The 19,593-nt window shown below is 36.6% G+C and carries 14 protein-coding genes; 4 read left to right on the forward strand and 10 right to left on the reverse strand.

The window, feature by feature from the left end; translation table 11 throughout:
- From EHC72_RS19175 to EHC72_RS19200, 6 genes are all read right to left on the reverse strand, one after another.
- Window positions 1–6,058 (reverse strand): beta strand repeat-containing protein (locus EHC72_RS19175; RefSeq protein WP_131539330.1); only part of this gene is annotated, 6,058 nt, incomplete at its 3' end.
- A 15-nt stretch (window positions 6,059–6,073) separates the two neighbouring features.
- Complete coding sequence (locus EHC72_RS19180) at window positions 6,074–7,189, reverse strand: type 1 periplasmic-binding domain-containing protein (protein ID WP_131539331.1); 1,116 nt, start codon at window positions 7,187–7,189, stop codon at window positions 6,074–6,076.
- Window positions 7,190–7,192: 3 nt separating this feature from the next.
- Window positions 7,193–7,726: a phage tail protein gene (locus EHC72_RS19185; protein WP_131539332.1), complete on the reverse strand. Its 534-nt coding sequence runs from the start codon at window positions 7,724–7,726 to the stop codon at window positions 7,193–7,195.
- Between the two features lie 10 nt (window positions 7,727–7,736).
- A complete protein-coding gene (locus EHC72_RS19190) occupies window positions 7,737–8,288 on the reverse strand; it encodes a phage tail protein (protein ID WP_131539333.1) in 552 nt (183 codons plus the stop codon).
- 4 nt (window positions 8,289–8,292) lie between these two features.
- Window positions 8,293–8,832 carry a phage tail protein gene (locus EHC72_RS19195; RefSeq protein WP_131539334.1) on the reverse strand — a complete coding sequence of 180 codons (540 nt, stop codon included), beginning with the start codon at window positions 8,830–8,832 and terminating at the stop codon, window positions 8,293–8,295.
- A 4-nt stretch (window positions 8,833–8,836) separates the two neighbouring features.
- Complete coding sequence (locus tag EHC72_RS19200) at window positions 8,837–9,784, reverse strand: bifunctional UDP-sugar hydrolase/5'-nucleotidase (protein ID WP_131539335.1); 948 nt, start codon at window positions 9,782–9,784, stop codon at window positions 8,837–8,839.
- Window positions 9,785–10,270: 486 nt separating this feature from the next.
- Here EHC72_RS19200 and EHC72_RS19205 point away from each other — a divergent pair, with 486 nt between their 5' ends.
- Window positions 10,271–10,573, forward strand: coding sequence for a hypothetical protein (locus tag EHC72_RS19205; RefSeq protein ID WP_131539336.1), 303 nt, complete (start codon window positions 10,271–10,273; stop codon window positions 10,571–10,573).
- 84 nt (window positions 10,574–10,657) lie between these two features.
- Window positions 10,658–10,876, forward strand: coding sequence for a hypothetical protein (locus EHC72_RS19210; protein WP_131539337.1), 219 nt, complete (start codon window positions 10,658–10,660; stop codon window positions 10,874–10,876).
- A 68-nt stretch (window positions 10,877–10,944) separates the two neighbouring features.
- Here the strand turns inward: EHC72_RS19210 and EHC72_RS19215 are convergent, their stop codons facing one another.
- Together EHC72_RS19215 and EHC72_RS19220 are read right to left on the reverse strand one after the other, a co-directional pair.
- A complete protein-coding gene (locus EHC72_RS19215; protein ID WP_131539338.1) occupies window positions 10,945–11,640 on the reverse strand; it encodes a LytR/AlgR family response regulator transcription factor in 696 nt (231 codons plus the stop codon).
- Between the two features lie 2 nt (window positions 11,641–11,642).
- A complete protein-coding gene (locus EHC72_RS19220; RefSeq protein WP_131539339.1) occupies window positions 11,643–13,313 on the reverse strand; it encodes a histidine kinase in 1,671 nt (556 codons plus the stop codon).
- Window positions 13,314–13,422: 109 nt separating this feature from the next.
- Between EHC72_RS19220 and EHC72_RS19225 the strand changes: the two genes are divergently transcribed.
- Window positions 13,423–15,819 carry an outer membrane beta-barrel family protein gene (locus EHC72_RS19225; protein WP_131539340.1) on the forward strand — a complete coding sequence of 799 codons (2,397 nt, stop codon included), beginning with the start codon at window positions 13,423–13,425 and terminating at the stop codon, window positions 15,817–15,819.
- On the opposite strand, the gene EHC72_RS19230 is transcribed toward EHC72_RS19225, so the two are convergent.
- The gene (locus tag EHC72_RS19230; protein ID WP_131539341.1) at window positions 15,816–16,196 is read right to left on the reverse strand and encodes a YchJ family protein; all 381 of its coding nucleotides are present in this window, start codon (window positions 16,194–16,196) and stop codon (window positions 15,816–15,818) included. The two genes, EHC72_RS19225 and EHC72_RS19230, sit on opposite strands and share 4 nt — an antisense overlap.
- 362 nt (window positions 16,197–16,558) lie before the next feature.
- A complete protein-coding gene (locus EHC72_RS19235) occupies window positions 16,559–17,245 on the reverse strand; it encodes a competence protein CoiA family protein (RefSeq protein ID WP_233167065.1) in 687 nt (228 codons plus the stop codon).
- 258 nt (window positions 17,246–17,503) lie between these two features.
- Between EHC72_RS19235 and EHC72_RS19240 the strand changes: the two genes are divergently transcribed.
- Window positions 17,504–19,591 (forward strand): HRDC domain-containing protein, encoded by a 2,088-nt coding sequence (locus EHC72_RS19240; RefSeq protein WP_131539342.1) that lies wholly within the window; start codon window positions 17,504–17,506, stop codon window positions 19,589–19,591.
- Window positions 19,592–19,593: the final 2 nt, after the last annotated feature.

The following is a 19,593-nucleotide window of genomic DNA, read 5'->3' on the forward strand; positions in this document are numbered from 1 at the left end:
TGTAGGTAATGGTATAGTTACTCCCTGCAGTAAGCGTGTTCTGGCTTATTAAATAAGTGCCCACATTCTCGCCCGTTGCACGGCTTAATGATCCGGTAATTGCATCTGTACCCACCAGTGAGCCTGCAGCAACTGTATAACTTAAAGCCGGATCTGCAGAACCATAGGTTTTACTCTTGGCATCTGCCGTTACCGTAATCCCCTTAGGGGCTATTACTAAACTTCCTGTAACGTTCGGAGCCGCATAATTGGCATTGTTCAGGCTCCCTACAACAGCATAAGTTCCTGCTGATGTGGGTAAAGTTGCAGAGCCATTGTAGCTTAAGCTTACTCCACTTAAACCAGCAGGTGTAGTTACAGCAGTAGCGCTTTTTGCGGTACCATCATAAATTTGTGCCAAATTGCTAAGTGCAATAGAGGCCGTTCCTTTATTAACTGTTAAAACCTGTTGCGCATCTGGTGCGGCATCAAAACCTAAGCTTCCACCTTGTTTTGCAATAATATTTGTAGTACCTAAACCAATAATATGGATTTTACCATTTACAATTGTAGCAACGCTATTATTAGAACTAGTATAAGTAATGGCATTAATTGCAGCTGTTGTACTGGTTGCTCCCGGATCATAATCTGGTGTACCATAAGCCACACTTGCTGTTGGTGCTAAAGTAATGGTTTGACTGGCATTTGGTCTGTTAACGGTAAGTGTATATATTTTTACAGAAGCATCTTCTGCCGTAACCTTAACGTTGATAATGTTGCTTCCAAAATTTAATGGTAAACTTACAGAAGTAGTATTATTGCTTAAAGCAGCATATGAACCTCCGTTAACATTTACCTCCATTGTGGCGGTTAAATCAGTTAAAACAGCGGTTACGGTTGCAGTGCTACTGGCTGTAACCGTACTTACATTATAAGCGGTAGTATTGGTTGTAAAAACAGGGTTTAAACTTCCTGCAGAGGTGGTTAAACCATTAAGATCAGCAACTGTTGATAAAGCATTAACTGCTGTTAAAGGGTTTACAAGATCAGCAATGTTTACAGCTGCATCAGCACCCGCATTCCAATCTTCTAATGCAGCAAGGTTGTAGGTTGTACCGCCTCTTGATGATGTTCCATTTTTATTTAATAATGGTTTTACTGCAGCTTTATCTGTAGCGCTTAATGTTAATGTAAATTGGGTTGATGATGTAATATCAACATTTGGTGTATTTGTTAAAGTATAAGAACTACCTCCTTGCCCCGTAAATGAAAACTTACTTGCTACAATATCATTTGCATTTCCAGTAAGGAAAAGAAATCCTGTTCCAGTTACCACAAGCTGCCCTGAAGCTGCATCATAAATAGCCGATGTTATAGCTGGTACTTCCACCCCGCTTACATTAATTCCGTTGCCATTAAGATCTGCAACGGCAACCGCTGCATCAGCACCTGCTGCCCAATCTTCTGTAGCTGCAAGATTATAAACATCACCATTTGTTGATGAAGTTCCGTTTTTATTTACAATTGCATTAACCGCCGCCTGATCTGTAGTACTTAATGTTAAAGTAAAGGTAGTGGTATTGGTAATATCTACATCTGGAGTATTGGTAAGTGCATAAGTTGTACCTCCCTCTCCAGTTATTATAAATTTAGAAGCAACAATATCGTTTGCCGCACCATTTAAACTCAATAAATTATTACCTGTAACCGTTAGCACGCCTGTTGTGGCTTGATAGGTGGCTGATGTAATGGTTGGCGCAACAACACCATTAACGGTAATGCCATTAGCAGTTAAATCGGCAATGTTAAGGGATGGATCTGCTGCTTTAAGCCAATCATCCGCAGCTGCAATGTTATAAATAATACCGTTTGTTGATGAGGTTCCGTTTTTATTAAATAGTGGTTTAAGTATTAGCTGATCTGCATTATTAAGTGTTACCGCGAATGTTGTAGCATTGCTTAATTCTACATCAGCACTTGTTAAGGTATAAGTGCGCCCTTCAGCAGTAATTGAAAGTTTGTTTACAGCAACATCATTTCCGGCACCTGGATAAGCAATTAAGTTTGTTCCAGTAACGGTAAGTATTGAAGTTGATGCATTATAAACAGCTGAAGAAATGGTTGGTAGACCCACATTATTTACCGTAATTACGCCTCCTGTTCCATCTGTAGGGGCACCACTAAACCAATCAGTAGCAGCTGATAAATTATAAGTTGATCCATCTACTCCTGTTGTACCGTTTTTATTGAGCATAATGGCAAGTCTATCGGTAGCGTTTAATGTTACCGTAAATGATGTTGCACTTGAGTTGCTTACCGTAGCTGCCGTTAGCGGATAGGTAAATCCATTTGCTTTTACAATTAGTTTGGAAATATCTGCTGTTGGACTAGATGGTGGAAAACCTGTTCCTGTTACCACTAAAGTCCCCGTTGAAGCATCATAAGTTGCAGATGTTATTTTAGGAGCAAACTGAATTGAAAGTATATAATTCTTTGACCCATTAAATGGTCCTAATCCTGTTGTTTGATCTAAAGCATTAATGGTAAAAGTATAATTACCTAAAGCCGTTGGGGTTCCTGTAATTACCCCTCCCGTACTTAAAGATAATCCTGTAGGTAATGCACCTGATGATACAGTATAATTGTAAGGAGCCGTACCACCACTTGCACTTAGAGCTTGGCTATATGGAGTACCTAACGTTGCCATTGCTAACGTGATTGGCGTAACTATAATTGTTGGTGCTCCTATTGTTACGGTATATGACTTTAAAGAAGTGAACGGACCTGATCCGGTTGAGGCATCAGTAGCCTTAATGGTAAAGTTAAATGTTCCTGATGCAGTTGGTGTGCCACTTAGTATGCCTCCTGTACTTAAGGATAATCCCGTTGGTAATGAGCCTAATGATAAGGTATAAGTGTAGGGCGCAGTACCACCACTTGCCGTAAGGCCTGTAGGCAAATAAGCAACTCCGGCTACTCCACTTGGTAATATTGCAGGGCTAATCGTAATTGTTGGTGCTCCTACCGACATTGCGTATGACTGAGATCCGCTGTACGGCCCGGCGCCTGTAGAGTTATCTGTAGCTGTAGCAGTAAAGTTAAAACTACCCCCAGCAGTCGGCGTTCCACTAATTACACCGTTAGATGCTAAAGTAAGTCCGCTTGGTAATGAACCTCCCGTTATGGCATAAGTATAAGGAGCTGTACCACCTGAAGCTGATAAATTTCGACTATATGGAACGCCTACCGTTACCGTTGCTGCTGTTAAAGAAAGCGTTATTGCTGGCGCATTTACATTTAAGGAGTAGCTTCTTAATCCACTATATGTTCCTCCTGCTGTTGCATCACTAGCGGCAACGGTAAAGTTAAATATGCCACCACCAGTTGGTGTTCCACTCAATACACCTGCGGTGCTTAAGGTAATTCCGGCTGGTAATGAACCTGCTGTTATTGCATAAGTATAAGGCGCTGTACCCCCTGTAGCTGATAAACTTTGAGTATATGCCCCTGCAATACTAGCTGATGGAAGCAATACAGGAGTAACACTTATAACTGGCGCAGCAACATTAAGAGTAAATACTCTTGAACCTGTATATGGGCCAGCACCTGCTGATGCATCTGTAGCAGAAATTATAAAATTGAAAGTTCCTGTTGTTGTAGCGATACCAGAAATTATTCCATTAGAACTGAGTGTAATGCCTGCAGGTAAAGCGCCCGATGTTATGGCATAACTATAACCACTAGTTCCGCCAGATGCAGTTATGGTTTGGCTATAGCTTGAACCTGCAATTGGAGTTGGCAAAATTGTTGGTGCAATAGAAATTGTTGGTGCATCAACAGTTAATGTATATGCTCTTGAACCTGCGAATGGTGCACCGGTTCCTGTTGTTGCATCAATTGCCGATATAGTAAAGTTAAAAGTGCCACCAGCTATTGGTGTTCCATTAAAAGTACCTAAAGAGCTAAAAGAAATTCCGGCAGGTAATGTACCGCTTGTTATGGAGTAAACATAAGATGCGGTACCACCACTGGCTACTACCGTTTGTGTATAAGCTGTACCGATTTTAGAATTAGGGAGTGTAACTGGGTCAATTGTTATTATTGGCGCACCAACCACAACAGAATAAACTCTTGTTCCAGAAAAAGGCGAACCTGTACCTGTAGATGAATCAGTTGCTCTAACAGAAAATGTAAAACTTCCTGAAGCTTTAGGTGTACCTGTTAACACTCCGTTAGTGTTTAAAGTAAGTCCTGGAGGTAGTGTGCCACCACTAATGATAAACGCATAAGGTGCTGTACCCCCACTAGCGGTTAGCGATTGGTTGTAAACAGCGCCAGCAGTTGCTGAAGGCATGCCAACCTGGTCTATCACAATTGTTGGTATATTGCTTACAATGCTATAATTGGTAAATCCCGAATATGGTCCTGGTGCTAAAGATGCATCCGTAGCATTAACCGTAAAGTTAAAGGTACCTGCTGCTGTAGGTGTTCCAGAGATATTACCTGTTGAGGGAGATAACGTTAAGCCTGCAGGTAGTGCACCGCTTAAAATTGAATAGGTATAAGGGGTTACTCCGCCTGTTGCTGTTACGGTTTGTGCGTAAGCTTGCCCTACTGTAGGGTTGGCTAATGTTGTAGGTGAAACTACAATTTCTTTTATAACAATAGAGAATGGCTGAAACCCTGTGCTACTACACGCACTAGTTGCCATTACTGTAAAGTTAAACGTACCAATTGAGTTTGGCGTACCAGAAATTAAACCTGTTGTTGGCGATAAACTTAATCCTGGAGGTAAAGTACCAGAATAGCTAAAAGTATATGGTGGCACACCTCCACTAACTATACCAATAGTTTGATTTGGGTAAGCCACGCCTTTAAAACTAGCGGGTAATGCTGCCGATGTTAATACAATTAATGGATCAACAGTAGTTAACCTGCCTTCGTTAGATGTTTGCGGACCTCCGTTACCTCTAACTAAAACTCTGTAATAGTTTCCATCAACAGCCGTAACGTTACTAATGGTTAAGGTACTTGTTGTTGCGTTGCTATAAATACCACCATTTGTAATATCAGCAAAGGTTCCTGCCGATGTTCTGGTTTGCCATTGATAAGAACATGCATTTGTTGTTACCACTGAAAACGTGGTTGATGTGCTACGACAAATATTTAAACGATCAGCAACTATACTAAGTGTTAATGGACTTAAGGCATAATTTGCAGCCGTTAATAATGGAACAAAATTAGGATCAGGATAAAAATTTGAAGCATATTCCCAGTTTGCTGGTGTATTTGCATTAGTTAATATTGCTGTGGCTGTATTGGTGATTTTATTTTTATGTCTGCCAGCAAAACCATCATTGGCAAAACCATCTGAACCATCATTATTATCAAAACTTAATGTGATATTTTGTGCACCCGAATTTAACTGTGTAGGTAATTCAGAAAGAGAAGCATCCAATACATTAACGGATAAATTGGTTGCCCAACCTCCACTTGAAACGTTTGCAGAAACACCTGCTAAAAAAGTAATGCCTGTTGTAAAATCGTTAGCACTATTGGTAGCAGGCAAAAGGAAAGCAAATATTTGATCTCCCGAAAATTCTGCCAAACTCATGTATTCTTTAGGATCACCAGGGTAAAGAACGCGTGTATTGTAAGATTCCATCATGCCCACAACTGTACCCGCCGCTGTACTATTATCTTTTAAGGTAGCTTTAAGTGTAAACTTACAGTTGATTATAATCTCTGTTCCAGCTTCATAATCTTTATCAGCAGTCCACTTTATTATACCATCACTAACTGCTTTTGCGCTAGTTTGAAATTGATTGGAAGCATTAATGTAGCCAAAATCTGTAAAGAAGATAATCTGACCTGCATTAACTTTTTTAAGCATAACAAAAGAAAATCTATCATCCTTTGTTGTTCCATCATTTTGGTCATCTGCCATGTCATAGGCGCTAATAAAAATATCCCCTTTTAAGAGTGGACAAGTTGCCTGAGCCTGAACATTTAGTTTAAAGCAAAGAAATAAGCTTAGTATAAGCGAATACTTAAGCGCAAGAATGGCTATTCTTTTCATGAGCGAATATTGTTATTAGGAACAGAGATATGTATTAACCCAACCGGCATTTGCTCCATCGGGATGTTTGTTTATTATATTTTCCCATGCAGATAGTATTTCTGCATCGTTTAGTGAATCTGAATACTGAAACTTACCTCCTGGCTCATAATTTGCAAGGTATTGACTGGAGATAAAACGATTGGTATGAGTGTCAAAAGTAAGTTTGCCCTTTGCGGCTTCTATATTTAAACCGGCGAAGCAGGCATTGCCTTTCTGCTGGCTATTTTTAATGTGCATTAAAATAAGTGCGGTATCCCAACCTAAAGCAGCAACGGCATTAGCGGCTCTTCCATTAGCGGCCTCAAATGCAGCACTTAGTTTTGCATTTTCGGTGGTTTCAATATTTGGGTGCCAGCAGGTATAACCAGTAATCGGAAAATTAATTTGACTATCTAATAATGAAGTTTCTTCTACCAATACGGATGAAGCAAATATCTTTACAGTTTCAGCTCCCTCTAAATCATTCATTTGGTTAAAAAAGGCTTCAACTAAATCACCGCTTAAAGCACATAACAAGGGGTTTTTATCTGCAATAAGCGACTGTTTAAGTACAGATGTATCAAATTCCTTTAAAACATGTTTTAGGATAAAGTTTCCAATTAATTCTTCTTCAGATGTTAAAAAGCCATCAACCATGGATTGCATAATGGAGTATCCGCCATCATAAAATGAGGAAACTATTAATGCTTTTTCATAATTCTTTTTGGCTTCGTTACCTGTTAAGTAGCTACTTAATACTCCATTTAAAGTATGATAAGCAACATAATCGCCATTATTAAGTGCGTTAAATTGTGCGCCATGATTAACTATGATAAGTTGCTTTTTTAATGCATTTGCTAGCGGATAAAGCTTTTGTATTTTAGGTTCATCGGCAAAAACAATTAATACATCAATTTGCTTCATCATAAAGAGTTCATTAGCCTCTTTGCTAATTAAATTTTCATCCGTTCCAAACCCAATAAAAGCTGTAAAAAACTCAAATTGATCTGTTAGCTGGTATGTTGATAATGCCGCATTAATACCGCCAACTAAATTGTGCGGTAATAAGGGATGTGTTGATGAACCTGGAAGTAGTAAACCTATCTTCATTTATTAAGTTTGACTTGGAAAAATTCCGTAAAGGGAAATAATAAAATTTACGCAGATATAAGGCTGCATATTACTGTGCGTTGCATTACCTAAATTAGGCGAAATGCTTAAAGAGCCTGAAAGCGGTCCCATTTTACCTGTAGATGCACCAGGGGCATAGTATTTTTTGCCCGTACCAATGCCTAATCCATTATTAAGTGGATCGGGAGTATTACCAGGCCCATCTCCACGATATGGCATTTGAGGCCCATCAATATCATGGGTATGCAAAGGCATTTGATTGCTACTTAGTGCTACTTGTTCTACACCCAGGTTTAGCGCAAGTTGATTAAAAGAACCCGAGCCCCAATGAACCGGAATACGAGATTGTAAATTTGGTAGTGCAAATGTCGACTCACCATCGCCACCATAAGTGGTACCGATTAAATTAAAGAGTGTTTCATTTTCAGAAATTGGCAGTACTTGTCCACTACAAAATAGCCAACCTGCCGGTGCAAAATTTCCGGCAAACATTCTGATTTCTCCTACATATGACATAGTTTATAATTTAAGATCTTGAGGGAAAAATTCCCTGCAATGCGATAATAAAATTGAGTGTAAGGTAAGGCTGCATATTATTATGTGGCTGCCCTCCACCATTAAATGGATTTGTATTTTGAGTGGTAATATCCATGGGTTTCATGGTACCAGCCCCTGCAGTGGTAGAATAAATTAATTCATTATTTAGTGCCACTGCGGGCATTGCATTATCTGGATTTACAGATGTTGCTGTTCCACCTGTTTTTAAAACGGGCACAACATTATGTGTATGTGATGGTAATTGATTTAACTGCAGAGATGTATTAGCCTCACCACCAGTTTCTCCTAAATCGTGTAAGGATAACCCTTGCCCCTGTCCTGGCCCCATTGGTGCTAGCCCCTGCATATTTGGCAAACCAAAGGTTGTTCTTCCATCTCCTCCGTACGTGGTACCTAATAAAGAAAAAAGTGCTGTATTTTGCGATAAGGGCAATAACTGCCCGTCACATGTTGCCCACCCCCTTGGTGCAAAGTTGAAAGCTACTATTGAAATTTCTGCTACGAATGCTTCTGATGCCATAATATTAATTTCTTGATGGAAATATGCCTTGAAGAGCAATTACAAAAGTTATTGTTAAAGAAGGCATAATATTGGTATGCCCTTGATTTGCGCCAGCAGAAGTTGTAACCAAACCATTTGCTTGTGCCAGTGAATCCGGCCGCTTACTAAATCTTGTGGTTAATCCAGCCTTATTGGCAAAGTAATTATTAATTGGGTCTGATGTATCTGGTGTTCCACCTACTTTTGCCGCTAAATTAGTTGCAGTAAGCGAATGACTATGTGTTGGAATTTCTTGAGCAGTTAAAACATGTGACTCCTCGCCGCCTGTTTGTCCTAAAGTATAACCATTACCCATGTGAATTGGAACTTTACCAGCTAAATTTGGGAGTCCAAAATTAACTCTACCGTCGCCACCATAAGTTGTACCCAGAAGTGCGAACAGTGGCTGATTTTGATTAATCGGCAATAACTGACCATTACATAAAGCCCAGTTTTTTGGCGCAAAATTAAAAGCAACCATCATTATTTCTCCCATAAAAGGAGTGGAGTCAAATCTTTCCATGTGCTTATATCGTATTGTTGTGCATATTAAAATCTTTCATTTTGGCCAAACTTGTTTGTTTAAACAAACTTGGTATTTCATGCTCGAGCACCACCCCTATCTTTTCGGCATTTTCATTAAAACTGAAGGTTATGTGAGATAATGCTAAACCATTAGGATGGTTATTGCTTAAAAAAGTATCGTGATTAGTGGCGTTTTTAACCACAATAAGTCCTTTTATTTGCCCTGCTTGCTGGCCTCCAATAAACAAATCTACCTGCGCCGATTGCTCGGTTAAGCTTTTATTATCAAATTCAGAATCGCCATCTACCCCTAAATGGGTTAAACAAATTATGAAATCGCATTGATGCGTTTCCTTTAATAAATTACTTACCTTTTTTAAAGCTGTATGTGGGTTAGAAACCGTTAAACCTTCTATTTCAACAGCAGCACCCACACCCGTTACGCCAATTTTAAACTTACCATGCTTAAACGTAATGAAGGGTGCAACCGCATGATTTAATAATGGTGCATCGAAATGATAGTTGGCGCTTACCAAAGGGAAATTAAGATAAGGTACCAGCTTTATTAATTGATTAATGCCACCCGCAAGTTCTGCTTTACTAACGTTTACGGCATGGTAGTTAAGCTTGTTCATTACATCAATCCCCTTAAGCTGTTTCTTAAAGCTTTGCGATGGATTTATAAACCCTCCGGCATCAAAAAACAAAGCACGTTCTTCCTGATTTTTTAAACTAGCCTCAATGGCATTTAGTCCACCCAAATCTTTTAAAACAGCTTCCGTTTGTCCGCAAAGATCATTTGTATACCTAATGTTTATGTTTTTAGTGCCCGAAGAAAGGGTATTGATCTTTTGCGTTACGTTTCCCAGCGTATCTAATGATCCCGCCAAAAGCAGACCACCGCCAAGCACGACATTTCTCTTTAGGAAAGAGCGTCTGTTAGAATTCATAAAATTAATAATAAGGATGAAGAGTATTCAAGTTTTAACCTTTTCGAACATCAAAAAGGCTAAAAATAAATTATCACGCGGAATATAGAATTATATCTGCATGGTAATTTGATAAGGCTAGTTAGACCTTATATTTTTTAGTTTAATGATATAAGAAACGATTATAGTTTGCTTAAATCAAATGTATGAAAAAAGAAAAATTATAATCAAATACCTTAAGCTCATAATTTTCAACAAATGTAGCCCAAAAGCGTACTTAACTATATAAATATGCTTATTTGAGTAAGTGAAAGCCGTTTTGAAAAGCAATAAAATTGTATAAAGAAAAATACAAAGTTTGACAAATGTCATGCTAATTCGTAAATACAATAAACTTAATCGTAAAAAAACTAAGCAAAGTTGGTATAAGCTATATTAAGTTACTTTAACAAATTGTGGACTATAAATTATTTTAAAACCAAAATACATCTGAAATGTTATGGGATTATGAACCCTTTCAACATCCATATTATCCATAAACAGCACAATTTAACTTTAACCATATTGCCGGAGGATGATTATTATAAAATCATTTATTTTGGTGGTATTATTGGCGCTATCCGCAACCGTGGTACCGAATGGGAATTAGTGCCTGAAGATGAAATTGAACCTGGTGATTTACCTCCTTTTGATTATCAGCATAATGAGCAAAACCGACCGGAATTGCATCTAAATACTTTGGAAATAAATCAAATTGCAGGAGAGATTGAGAACCACCTTTCGCACCCTGAACATGCTGATAACGCTTAATTGCGGCTGTGGTTTTTGCATGCGATTAATTTAAATTTGTTGAAACCATTATGCCTTTAAAAAGGTTAAATTAATATGAAAAGCATGATTAGCATATTAAAAGAAACCGCATTGGCAGATGACATCAAGGATGTTGAGCAAACCGGAGAGAACAGCCTTAAAATTATATTAAATGATGATGCAGACGTTGCCCGTATTGTAAAAAAAGTAAATAGTATCGATTCGGAATTTTGGTCGACCAGGGAGCCAATTAACATGGATTATGTTTATGCTGACGGAAAACCTGCGTTGTTAAACTCTTAATTTAAAATGAAATTTAATCTACAAGCTCAGGATAACAAATTAAAGATTGTACTGAGCTTGTAGCATTTTTAAACTATTTTTTGCCTCAGTTCCTTGTATTTTGATCTTCCGATTGGAAGCAATTCTTCATTCTTTAATTCCAAAGAATATTTACCTCCAGTTTGTACAATAATTTTTTCAACCTGATCTATTGGAACGATATAGGATTTATGAATCCTTTCAAAAGATGATGGAAGTAATTGCTCAAGCCGCTCAAGAGATTTATCGTGCAATTCCTTTTTTCCATTAAGCAAATGTAGTTCTGTATAAATGCCTGCACCTTTAATATATCTTATCTCTTTAATATTGATTAGGGCAATAGAGCCTGATTTTCGAACGGCTAAATATTCCAAATTCCCTTCTCTTTTTACGCCTGGCTGAAGCCGTTTAAAAGCTATTTCAAGGCGTTCCTGATCGAATGGCTTTGGCACAAAATCCAGCACACCGTAAGCAAATGCAGTAATTGCTCTATCTGTATAAGCAGAAATTATTATGCAATGAAAAGCACCAGCAACCATACTTTTCACCAAATCGAAGCCATCTTCACCGTTTAAATTTAAATCCAACAATAAAAGATCAGGTGTTTCATCATTTAAATGACGCAAGCCACTGCTTACAGATTCGCAAACGACAAGACTTTCAATCGTCGATCCGAAAAAATCACGGGTCATACGCTCTACCCTCTTGGCAATTCGGGCTTCATCTTCAACAATCAGTATCTTCATAATTAAGCGTCTATTTTTATTGAAGTTAACCAACCCTGTGGTACCGCAGTAGATTCAAAAGTCCATTTATCATCATAGCTCTCCGTTAATCTGGCCGCAATATATTGGAAACCTGTGCCAGTATTCTTTTCCTTAAGTTTTTTCCTGTTCCTGGCTATGGTAAGGAGTTTATATTCTTTGCTTTTGTCTGTTTTTTCAAAGCTTAATTTAAAAATTATTTCCCCGTTTTGGGTAGGCATACTATGTGTAATTCCGTTTTCTAAAACGGTATGAATAATGGCTGGTGGAATTAAATCATTATCATCTATGCCTGCTTGCTCCCATTGGTAATTAATTTCTTTGCGGAATTGCATTACTTGTAAATGTGTTTTACAAAGCTCAATCTCTTTAGAAACTGGAATTAGTGTTTGATCGGCAATCTCATTTAAAATATCAAACTCCTTTGCCAATGCCTGAATAAAAATAACACCATCCTTTGGCGATTCTTCAATCCAGTCGATCATGGAGGTTAAAGTATTTTTTATAAAATGGGGCTGAATATTCTTTTTCAAAAGTTCAAGCTTTAATCTAGATGACAATAAGATAGAAGATTGATGTTCTTTTTCGAGCAGCTTGGTTCTAATGGTGTGCAAATAAAGCATTGATAAAACAATCAGCGTAAAGCAAATAAAAAGAACAAAATCATAAACAATAAAATAGCTAACTACCGCACTGGTTATTAAGCAAATAAGCACAACGCCCGCTCCTTTAATTTTATTAAATAATGCGGTTAAAACTATAATTAAGGAAGTAAACCACATGGTATAGCTAAACAGCCTGGCTGTCATATCGTAGTGTTTATAGTGGTATACATACATCCCAATCAGTACAATTAATTGCACACCAAGCAGCAAAAACTTTCGCTTAAAGTAAAACTGAATGGTAAAATAAAATGGAACCAGCAAAGAAATGGAAAAGGTAAGCCAGCCAATAATTTCCAGCCGGGTATAAAAATGATTATAAGGAATAGTGATGTAAAACTTAATATATTCTGCAATTAATAAGGCAAAAAACAACAAACAGATAACACCGAATATTAAAATATCCAATTCCTTTTTGCTGCTATTGATGTATAAAAAAAAGTAATAAAAAGCTGCAACAAAAAAAGCACCTGCCATTAAATTCATAAAAGACATAATAACGAGCGGACGCTCAATCATGGCTTTATAATATTGCAACTTCACATCAATACTTCTTAATTCGTTAGGGTTATAATGTTGCGAACCGCGAAGTGACAGCGTATGTGAACCTGTTTTTGCGAGGGAATCTGGCACCATAAAATCACTCATTTCGGTACCAGGAATTTCATGGAGCTTATCTCTTGCAAACTGTCCGTTTTTACCAATTAAAACGCCATCCCAATACACATCAAAAGATCCAAAACCATGTATTTGTAAACCAAGTGGAATGCTATCTCCAGATGCTCTGTTTAGTATTTCTACATTAACTCTTGCCCAAAAAACTTCACTTTCATTTGTAGGTTCTTTTCCCCAATCTTTTGCGTTAAAGCTTTTTTTTGCCCATTGCAAATCATCGCCACTTTTATAAAAAGTATCTCCATACTCGTAATTTACATCCTGTTTGCACGATGGTAAAAAGAATATCAAAAGCAGTAAGAAGCGAAATTTAAACATACTGTAAAGTTAAGTCGAATTTAACACACAATAATGCATTTTGAAAGGATATAGAGCCGTTCGCATGTTTTATTCTTTATAAAAACATTTGCCAGCTTAATCTTGCGGCATGAAAAAACTGCTCATTCTATTTTTAGCCTTCACTATTGGCAATAAAGTTTACGCTCAAATAGTAAATACCCAAACAATTTCTAATGGAATTATCAGCGGAAAACTAGCCGATAAAAAGGATGTATTTCCATTACCCTATGTAACCGTAAGCGTGAAAGATATAAATGCTAAAAACATTTTAACCGTAATTAGTGATGACAAAGGCATTTTCCGGTTGGAAGGTTTGCCGTTAGGAAATCTTAACCTTCAATTTAGCTTGATGGGCTATCAAACCTTAAATAGAACAATTACTTTAAGTACAACTTCGCATAAAGCGGATTTAGGCACCGTAACTTTAGTACAAGATGCGAGGGTATTAAGTGAGGTTTCCGTTACGGCAGAAAAACCTGGAATCAGCTTAAAACTTGGTAAAAAAGTATTCGAAGTTGGTAAGGATATTCTTGCGCAAAGCGGTTCTGTTAATGATATTTTAAATAGTGTACCTTCTGTTGCCGTTAGCCCCGAAGGTGCAGTAAGTTTGCGTGGCAACAGTAACGTTACAGTGTTAATTAACGGGCGTCAATCTGGGCTTACTCAAAGTAATTCTTTGGATCAGATTCCTGCTGGTTTAATTGAAAAGATTGAAGTAATTACCAATCCTTCTTCCAGATATGATGTTGCTGGATCTGCCGGAATCCTCAATATTATACTTAAAAAGAATAAAGCTGGTGGCTTTAACGGGCAGCTTAAAGTAGTTGGTGGCATTCCTAATGAAACCCGTGTTAACCCAAGTTTAAATTATAAATCTGATAAAATAAACTTTTTCTCAACCCTTGGCATTCGACTATCTGATTATAAAGGATTTTATAGCAGCAACCAAACTTCTATTAGCAACGGACAAACCAATTCCCTCAATCAAACACAAGATGAAAAGCGCCATGATGATGCCAAATTAATTTATTTGGGCATTGATTATTTAATTAATAACCACAATGTTATAACAGCTGCTTATCTAAAAAATGCTACTCACGATCATGATAAAAGTATTTTAAATTATCAGTACAGCGGTAACGATGGTGATAATACATTGGTTAGGAATGGTGAATCGTGGGAGAAACGCGATTACAATCAGATCGAATTTAACTATACCCGAACTTTTGAAGATACCAGAAAGAAATTTACTGTAGATATGCAATATGATTTTTGGAATAGTGACAAGAATTGGATTTTAAACACACAGAAAATATTTCCAACTACTGAAAACTTACCAGGAATACGTACCAGTTCAATCGGATCAAGCAAGGATTTTTTACTAAAAACAGATTTAGAACAACCTCTAAATGAAAAAACAATGCTGGAAGTTGGTTTAAAAGCCGAACAAAGAAGTGTAATAACTGATTTTAATGCTGAACAGCAACAAGGTGATGAATGGTTTATTTACAACAATATTGATAACAAACTAGAATATGATGAACTTATTGGTAGCGCCTATGCACAGGTAAGTAACAAGGGAAAAAAGTTTTCGTACATGCTTGGTTTACGTAGTGAGCTTACTAAAATAAGTATCAAAGATCGTGTAGGCACTTATAGAAATGATAAAAATTATACCCGAGTTTTCCCTGCACTAAATTTAGGCTATCAAATTACCGAAACTTCTTCGGCACAGTTTAGTTACAGCAAGCGCATCAATCGTCCGTCACTTTGGATGATTTACCCGTTTAATGAACTCACAGATTTAAACTCACAATACATTGGTAACCCCAATCTTAACCCATCATATGCAGATGTTTTCGAAATCGGATTCTTAAAAAACTGGGGTACTTTAACTTTTAATCCATCTATATATTACCAAAATAACAGTGGTTTTATTCAGGATTACACGTATAGAAACGATGGTATTTTTTATACAACACCAGTAAATATCGAACGTGAAATTAGAAATGGAATAGAACTTTCTTTACTTTATAATCCATTAAAATGGTTGCAAATTAATGCAGAGATTAATGCTTATAATTTTAAACAGAAAGGGCTTTATTTAAATCAGGATTTTAACTTTAATGGGCAAATTTTAACAGGAAGATTAAGTTCGCAAATTAAGTATCCGAAAATTTTAAATGTACAAACTAGATATAATTTTACCGGACCAAGAAATAATGCCCAAGCACATATGGCAGCAATACATAATTTTGATATTGGTTTAAGCAGAAATATTTTTACCGATAAAGCTACCGTAAGTTTTGATGGAACAAATATTTTAAACTCCCGTAAAACGAAAACAACCACCACTGGCGAAAACTATGTTTTTAACCAACTGAGTAATTCTAATGCAGCTCGCTATCGTTTAACTTTTGTTTATCGCTTTAACCTGAAGGATAATAATACCATCAGACAAGCGAAAAGTGGAAATAGAGATTAGCCAAAAAATTGCCCGCTAACGTAATACCATTTTCCTTGATCGAGCTTAAAAGTAGAACGCTCATGATGGATGTGCAATTGAAAATTATTTTGATAAAAAGCTTTAAACTCTACAATGTTTGGTGCAGTATCACAAATTTCTAGCTTTAGCCAAGTATTTGAAACTGCCCAAGCTTTTATCTCTTTTTTGGAATGTAGATGACGCTGGCTTTTGTGAGTAGTTTCTACCAGATAATCTATTAAATGAAGCGCATATGCACAATAACGCGATCGCATTAATGCTTCTGCACTTGCCGGAAGGGTTTTATTTTGATGAAAAGGCATGCAACAATTCTCATAACTTAAGCCAGAGCAGCATGCACAATTGGTTGTAATCATATCAATTACAAAGGTAGGAATTTCTACTTTAACGCTTTTAATCTTAAACCACCCATTAAGTTTTTATCCGTGTATATTCATTATTTGTGGTTAAAATAAATTGTTTTAAATGTAGCGATTACGATTTCATGCTCGTTTTATAAAAAACGCTAATCATGAATTTTAAATCAATCCTACTCTATCTAATCAGCGCCCTTGCATTTTGCCTTGCAGTAATATTATTTTACTTCTTTTTTGCACATGCAGAAATTGAAGTTTTATCTTATTTGGCATCCGGAATTGGGCTTATTGTGTTCTCAATCTACTTGTTTTACAAAGGTAGATTCCCACAGAAAAAGGGCAAGCATATCCGATATTTTTGATTACAAATACTGATCGATAAAAGATTTTCTGGTTATTAGTTTTAAATAAGCATAATCTCCAGAAACCTGCTTTCTCTTTCTAAGTTCATATAAAAAGTGACCGCCCAAATCTACAATAATTGGTGCTTTAGCCATAAACCATACCGCATGCGGTTGTTTCCAGCAATACGAATAATAATGTGTTGTTATGGCTACTTTTTTAATTTCGGGGTGATAAAAGTTAAGGACTTTAGGCTTTTCTAATCCCATTAAAACTTCCGATTTTCGAACCATTGAAAGATGATCGCTATGGCAAAATTCATAATTATCCAAAGCAGGATCGTCTACATCTGGCAAGTTCTTTAATATCCTGAAACCTTTAAATTTTTTGCCATTTAATACCCATACCAGTTTGGGATAAAACGCCTCTCTACTGGTAAGTTCCGTTATTGTTATTGGAGAATTTTGAAACTCAAGTGTAAACCCTGAAGGTGTATGCACATCTGCACGATGGGTTTCTCCGATTTTATCATCGTAAAAACTAATTTCTCGATAATCATCCGGGAAAGCCAGTTTCCAATTTCTGTGCCAGGCGGTTTCCCGTACGTAATATCCCTTAGTTTTTATAGTTTTAACAACATTTTGATCTGTTTTTTCTATAAAATCTAGTGATTGAGCTAATAAATTTTCGGGATTTTCAATTCTCATGTGCGGATGAACACATTATTTGTTAACCAATTAATATTATTACCGCACAAATATATACTAATATTTTTAGCGATAAAAATAAAAAATGATTGTATTTTTAGCCAAAATACAATCAACAAAAAAATAAACGTTTAAATGATGTTGATTAAAAATTTTCGGGGCATCTTTGTAAAAACAGCTAACAATTGCCTTAAACATATATTTGGCTAATCATAAACAGGCAGGGCAATATAAAAACCTTGTAATAATTGCACAACATTGAACGATAAGCTCATACTCGATTTTCTTAAGCAAACAAATCAACCTATTTTCTTAACAGGAAAAGCCGGTACTGGAAAAACAACCCTACTTCGCCACATTAAAAGTACAACAGAAAAAAACTTTGCTATTGTTGCACCTACTGCTGTTGCTGCAATTAATGCAGGTGGTGTAACGCTTCACTCCTTTTTCCAAATTCCATTTGGCCCGCTTATTCCTGTAAAACAAGGTGAAATACCGACACAGGAAGTTCGATATTCTGAGGATAAAATAAAATTATTAAGGTGCCTTGATTTGCTCATTATTGATGAAATTAGTATGGTTAGAGCTGATTTAATTGATTTTATAGATCATGCTCTGCGTACTGTTAAGGCATCATCACGTCCTTTTGGCGGCGTGCAACTTTTAATGATTGGCGATCTTTACCAACTTTCTCCAATTGCACATGATGCCTGGCATATCCTCAGAGCTTATTATTCCAGTCCTTACTTTTTTGATAGCCTTGTACTGCGCTCCATTCAGTTAACTACTTTCCAGCTGGATAAAGTTTACCGCCAGTCTGATCCAGTTTTTCTCGACATTTTAAATGGCATCAGAGAAAATACATTGAGTTTGGATTTACTTAATGAGCTTAATAAACGCTACGACCCTAGTTTAGATCAGGTTTGGAAAGATGAATACGTTACCTTAACTACTCATAACCATTTGGTTACGCAAATAAACCAGGAATGTTTAGAAAAATTAGAAGGAGAAATATACTTGCATCAAGCCGTTGTTTCTGGTGATTTCCCTAAAGACGCCTACCCTGTTGATGAAATATTGCAATTGAAAGTTGGCGCACAAGTAATGTTTATCAAAAATGATTCTTCAGGTAAAAAGCAATTTTATAATGGTAAAGCCGCAAAAATTTTAGCTATTAACAGCGATTCGGTTAAAGTGCAATTTATAGATGATGCATCTGAACTGGAAGTAATTCCAGAAGAATGGCAAAACCTTAAATACAATCTTAATCAAGAAGAAAATAAGATTAATGAAGTAAATACAGGTACTTTTTCTCAATATCCTTTTAAACTTGCATGGGCTATAACCGTGCATAAAAGTCAGGGGTTAACATTTGAGCAAGCCATAGTTGATGTAAGTTCGTCTTTTACCCACGGGCAAGCGTATGTGGCACTAAGTAGGTGCAGAAGTTTGGAGGGATTGGTACTTAAATCTCCAGTTAAAATGGAGAATATTATTACTGATGCTGGCGTTATAAAATTTACAAAGGAATCAACAAAGAAAAAGCCCGACCAGCAGCAACTCGACTTTTACCAAATTGCATTTGAATGGAGCTTAATTGATGATTTACTTGATTTTCAAGCCATTCAAAATCATTGGATACAGCTTAAATCATCGAATTTTAATCATACCATAGAAAATAGCGCTTTTCGTAAATTAATAGATCATTGCAGCAGAATATTGGAAACTGAAGTGATTAAAATTGCCAATCAATTTAAAAATCAGGAACGCTCTAAAATACCCGAAAACAGCAGTTTTAAAGCCCAAAGCTTATTTATTGAGCGATTAAAAAAGGCTTCAGCTTATTTTATACCAAAAATTGAAACCATTTTAAAGGAGTTAACCGAGTTTCATAAATTAAAAATCTATCGGGACGAGCATTCGGAAAAAATATTAAATCTGTTAAATTATTGCTTCAATGCCTTAAATATTAAGTTAGAATTATTTAAAATTTCGTGGTCTGATTTTAGTCCGGCAATTTATATGGAAGCATACCATGCAGGAAGCATTAAGGAAATTGCGCAAAAGGTTGTAGCTGCTAAAAAAGTTGAAGCTCCAAAAAAGATCATTAATCCACTTCTATATCAAGATTTACTTACATGGAGAAAAGCTGTAAGTGAAAAAAGAAATGTAGCTGAACACACCATACTTTCTGAACAGGTTTTGCAGCTTATTGCAGAAAAGCTACCAAAATCTACAGAGCAATTAGCTGCTATAAAGGGTGTTGGCATAGGAAATGCTACAGATCATGGCAGAGAAATTATAAAATGGATTAACAGTTACCTGGGCACTAATGAACTTTTTTAAGG

Source organism: Pedobacter nototheniae, from assembly GCF_004335085.1.
In the GTDB taxonomy this organism is placed as follows: domain Bacteria; phylum Bacteroidota; class Bacteroidia; order Sphingobacteriales; family Sphingobacteriaceae; genus Pedobacter; species Pedobacter nototheniae.

Bases quoted from the DNA above. Each gene is read 5' to 3' on its own strand.
- EHC72_RS19180 (WP_131539331.1), bottom strand. From the start codon at position 7,189: ATGAAGATAGGTTTACTACTTCCAGGTTCATCAACACATCCCTTATTA.
- EHC72_RS19185 (WP_131539332.1), bottom strand. From the start codon at position 7,726: ATGTCATATGTAGGAGAAATCAGAATGTTTGCCGGAAATTTTGCACCG.
- EHC72_RS19190 (WP_131539333.1), bottom strand. From the start codon at position 8,288: ATGGCATCAGAAGCATTCGTAGCAGAAATTTCAATAGTAGCTTTCAAC.
- EHC72_RS19195 (WP_131539334.1), bottom strand. From the start codon at position 8,832: ATGGAAAGATTTGACTCCACTCCTTTTATGGGAGAAATAATGATGGTT.
- EHC72_RS19200 (WP_131539335.1), bottom strand. From the start codon at position 9,784: ATGAATTCTAACAGACGCTCTTTCCTAAAGAGAAATGTCGTGCTTGGC.
- EHC72_RS19205 (WP_131539336.1), top strand. From the start codon at position 10,271: ATGAACCCTTTCAACATCCATATTATCCATAAACAGCACAATTTAACT.
- EHC72_RS19210 (WP_131539337.1), top strand. From the start codon at position 10,658: ATGATTAGCATATTAAAAGAAACCGCATTGGCAGATGACATCAAGGAT.
- EHC72_RS19215 (WP_131539338.1), bottom strand. From the start codon at position 11,640: ATGAAGATACTGATTGTTGAAGATGAAGCCCGAATTGCCAAGAGGGTA.
- EHC72_RS19220 (WP_131539339.1), bottom strand. From the start codon at position 13,313: ATGTTTAAATTTCGCTTCTTACTGCTTTTGATATTCTTTTTACCATCG.
- EHC72_RS19225 (WP_131539340.1), top strand. From the start codon at position 13,423: ATGAAAAAACTGCTCATTCTATTTTTAGCCTTCACTATTGGCAATAAA.
- EHC72_RS19230 (WP_131539341.1), bottom strand. From the start codon at position 16,196: ATGATTACAACCAATTGTGCATGCTGCTCTGGCTTAAGTTATGAGAAT.
- EHC72_RS19235 (WP_233167065.1), bottom strand. From the start codon at position 17,245: ATGAGAATTGAAAATCCCGAAAATTTATTAGCTCAATCACTAGATTTT.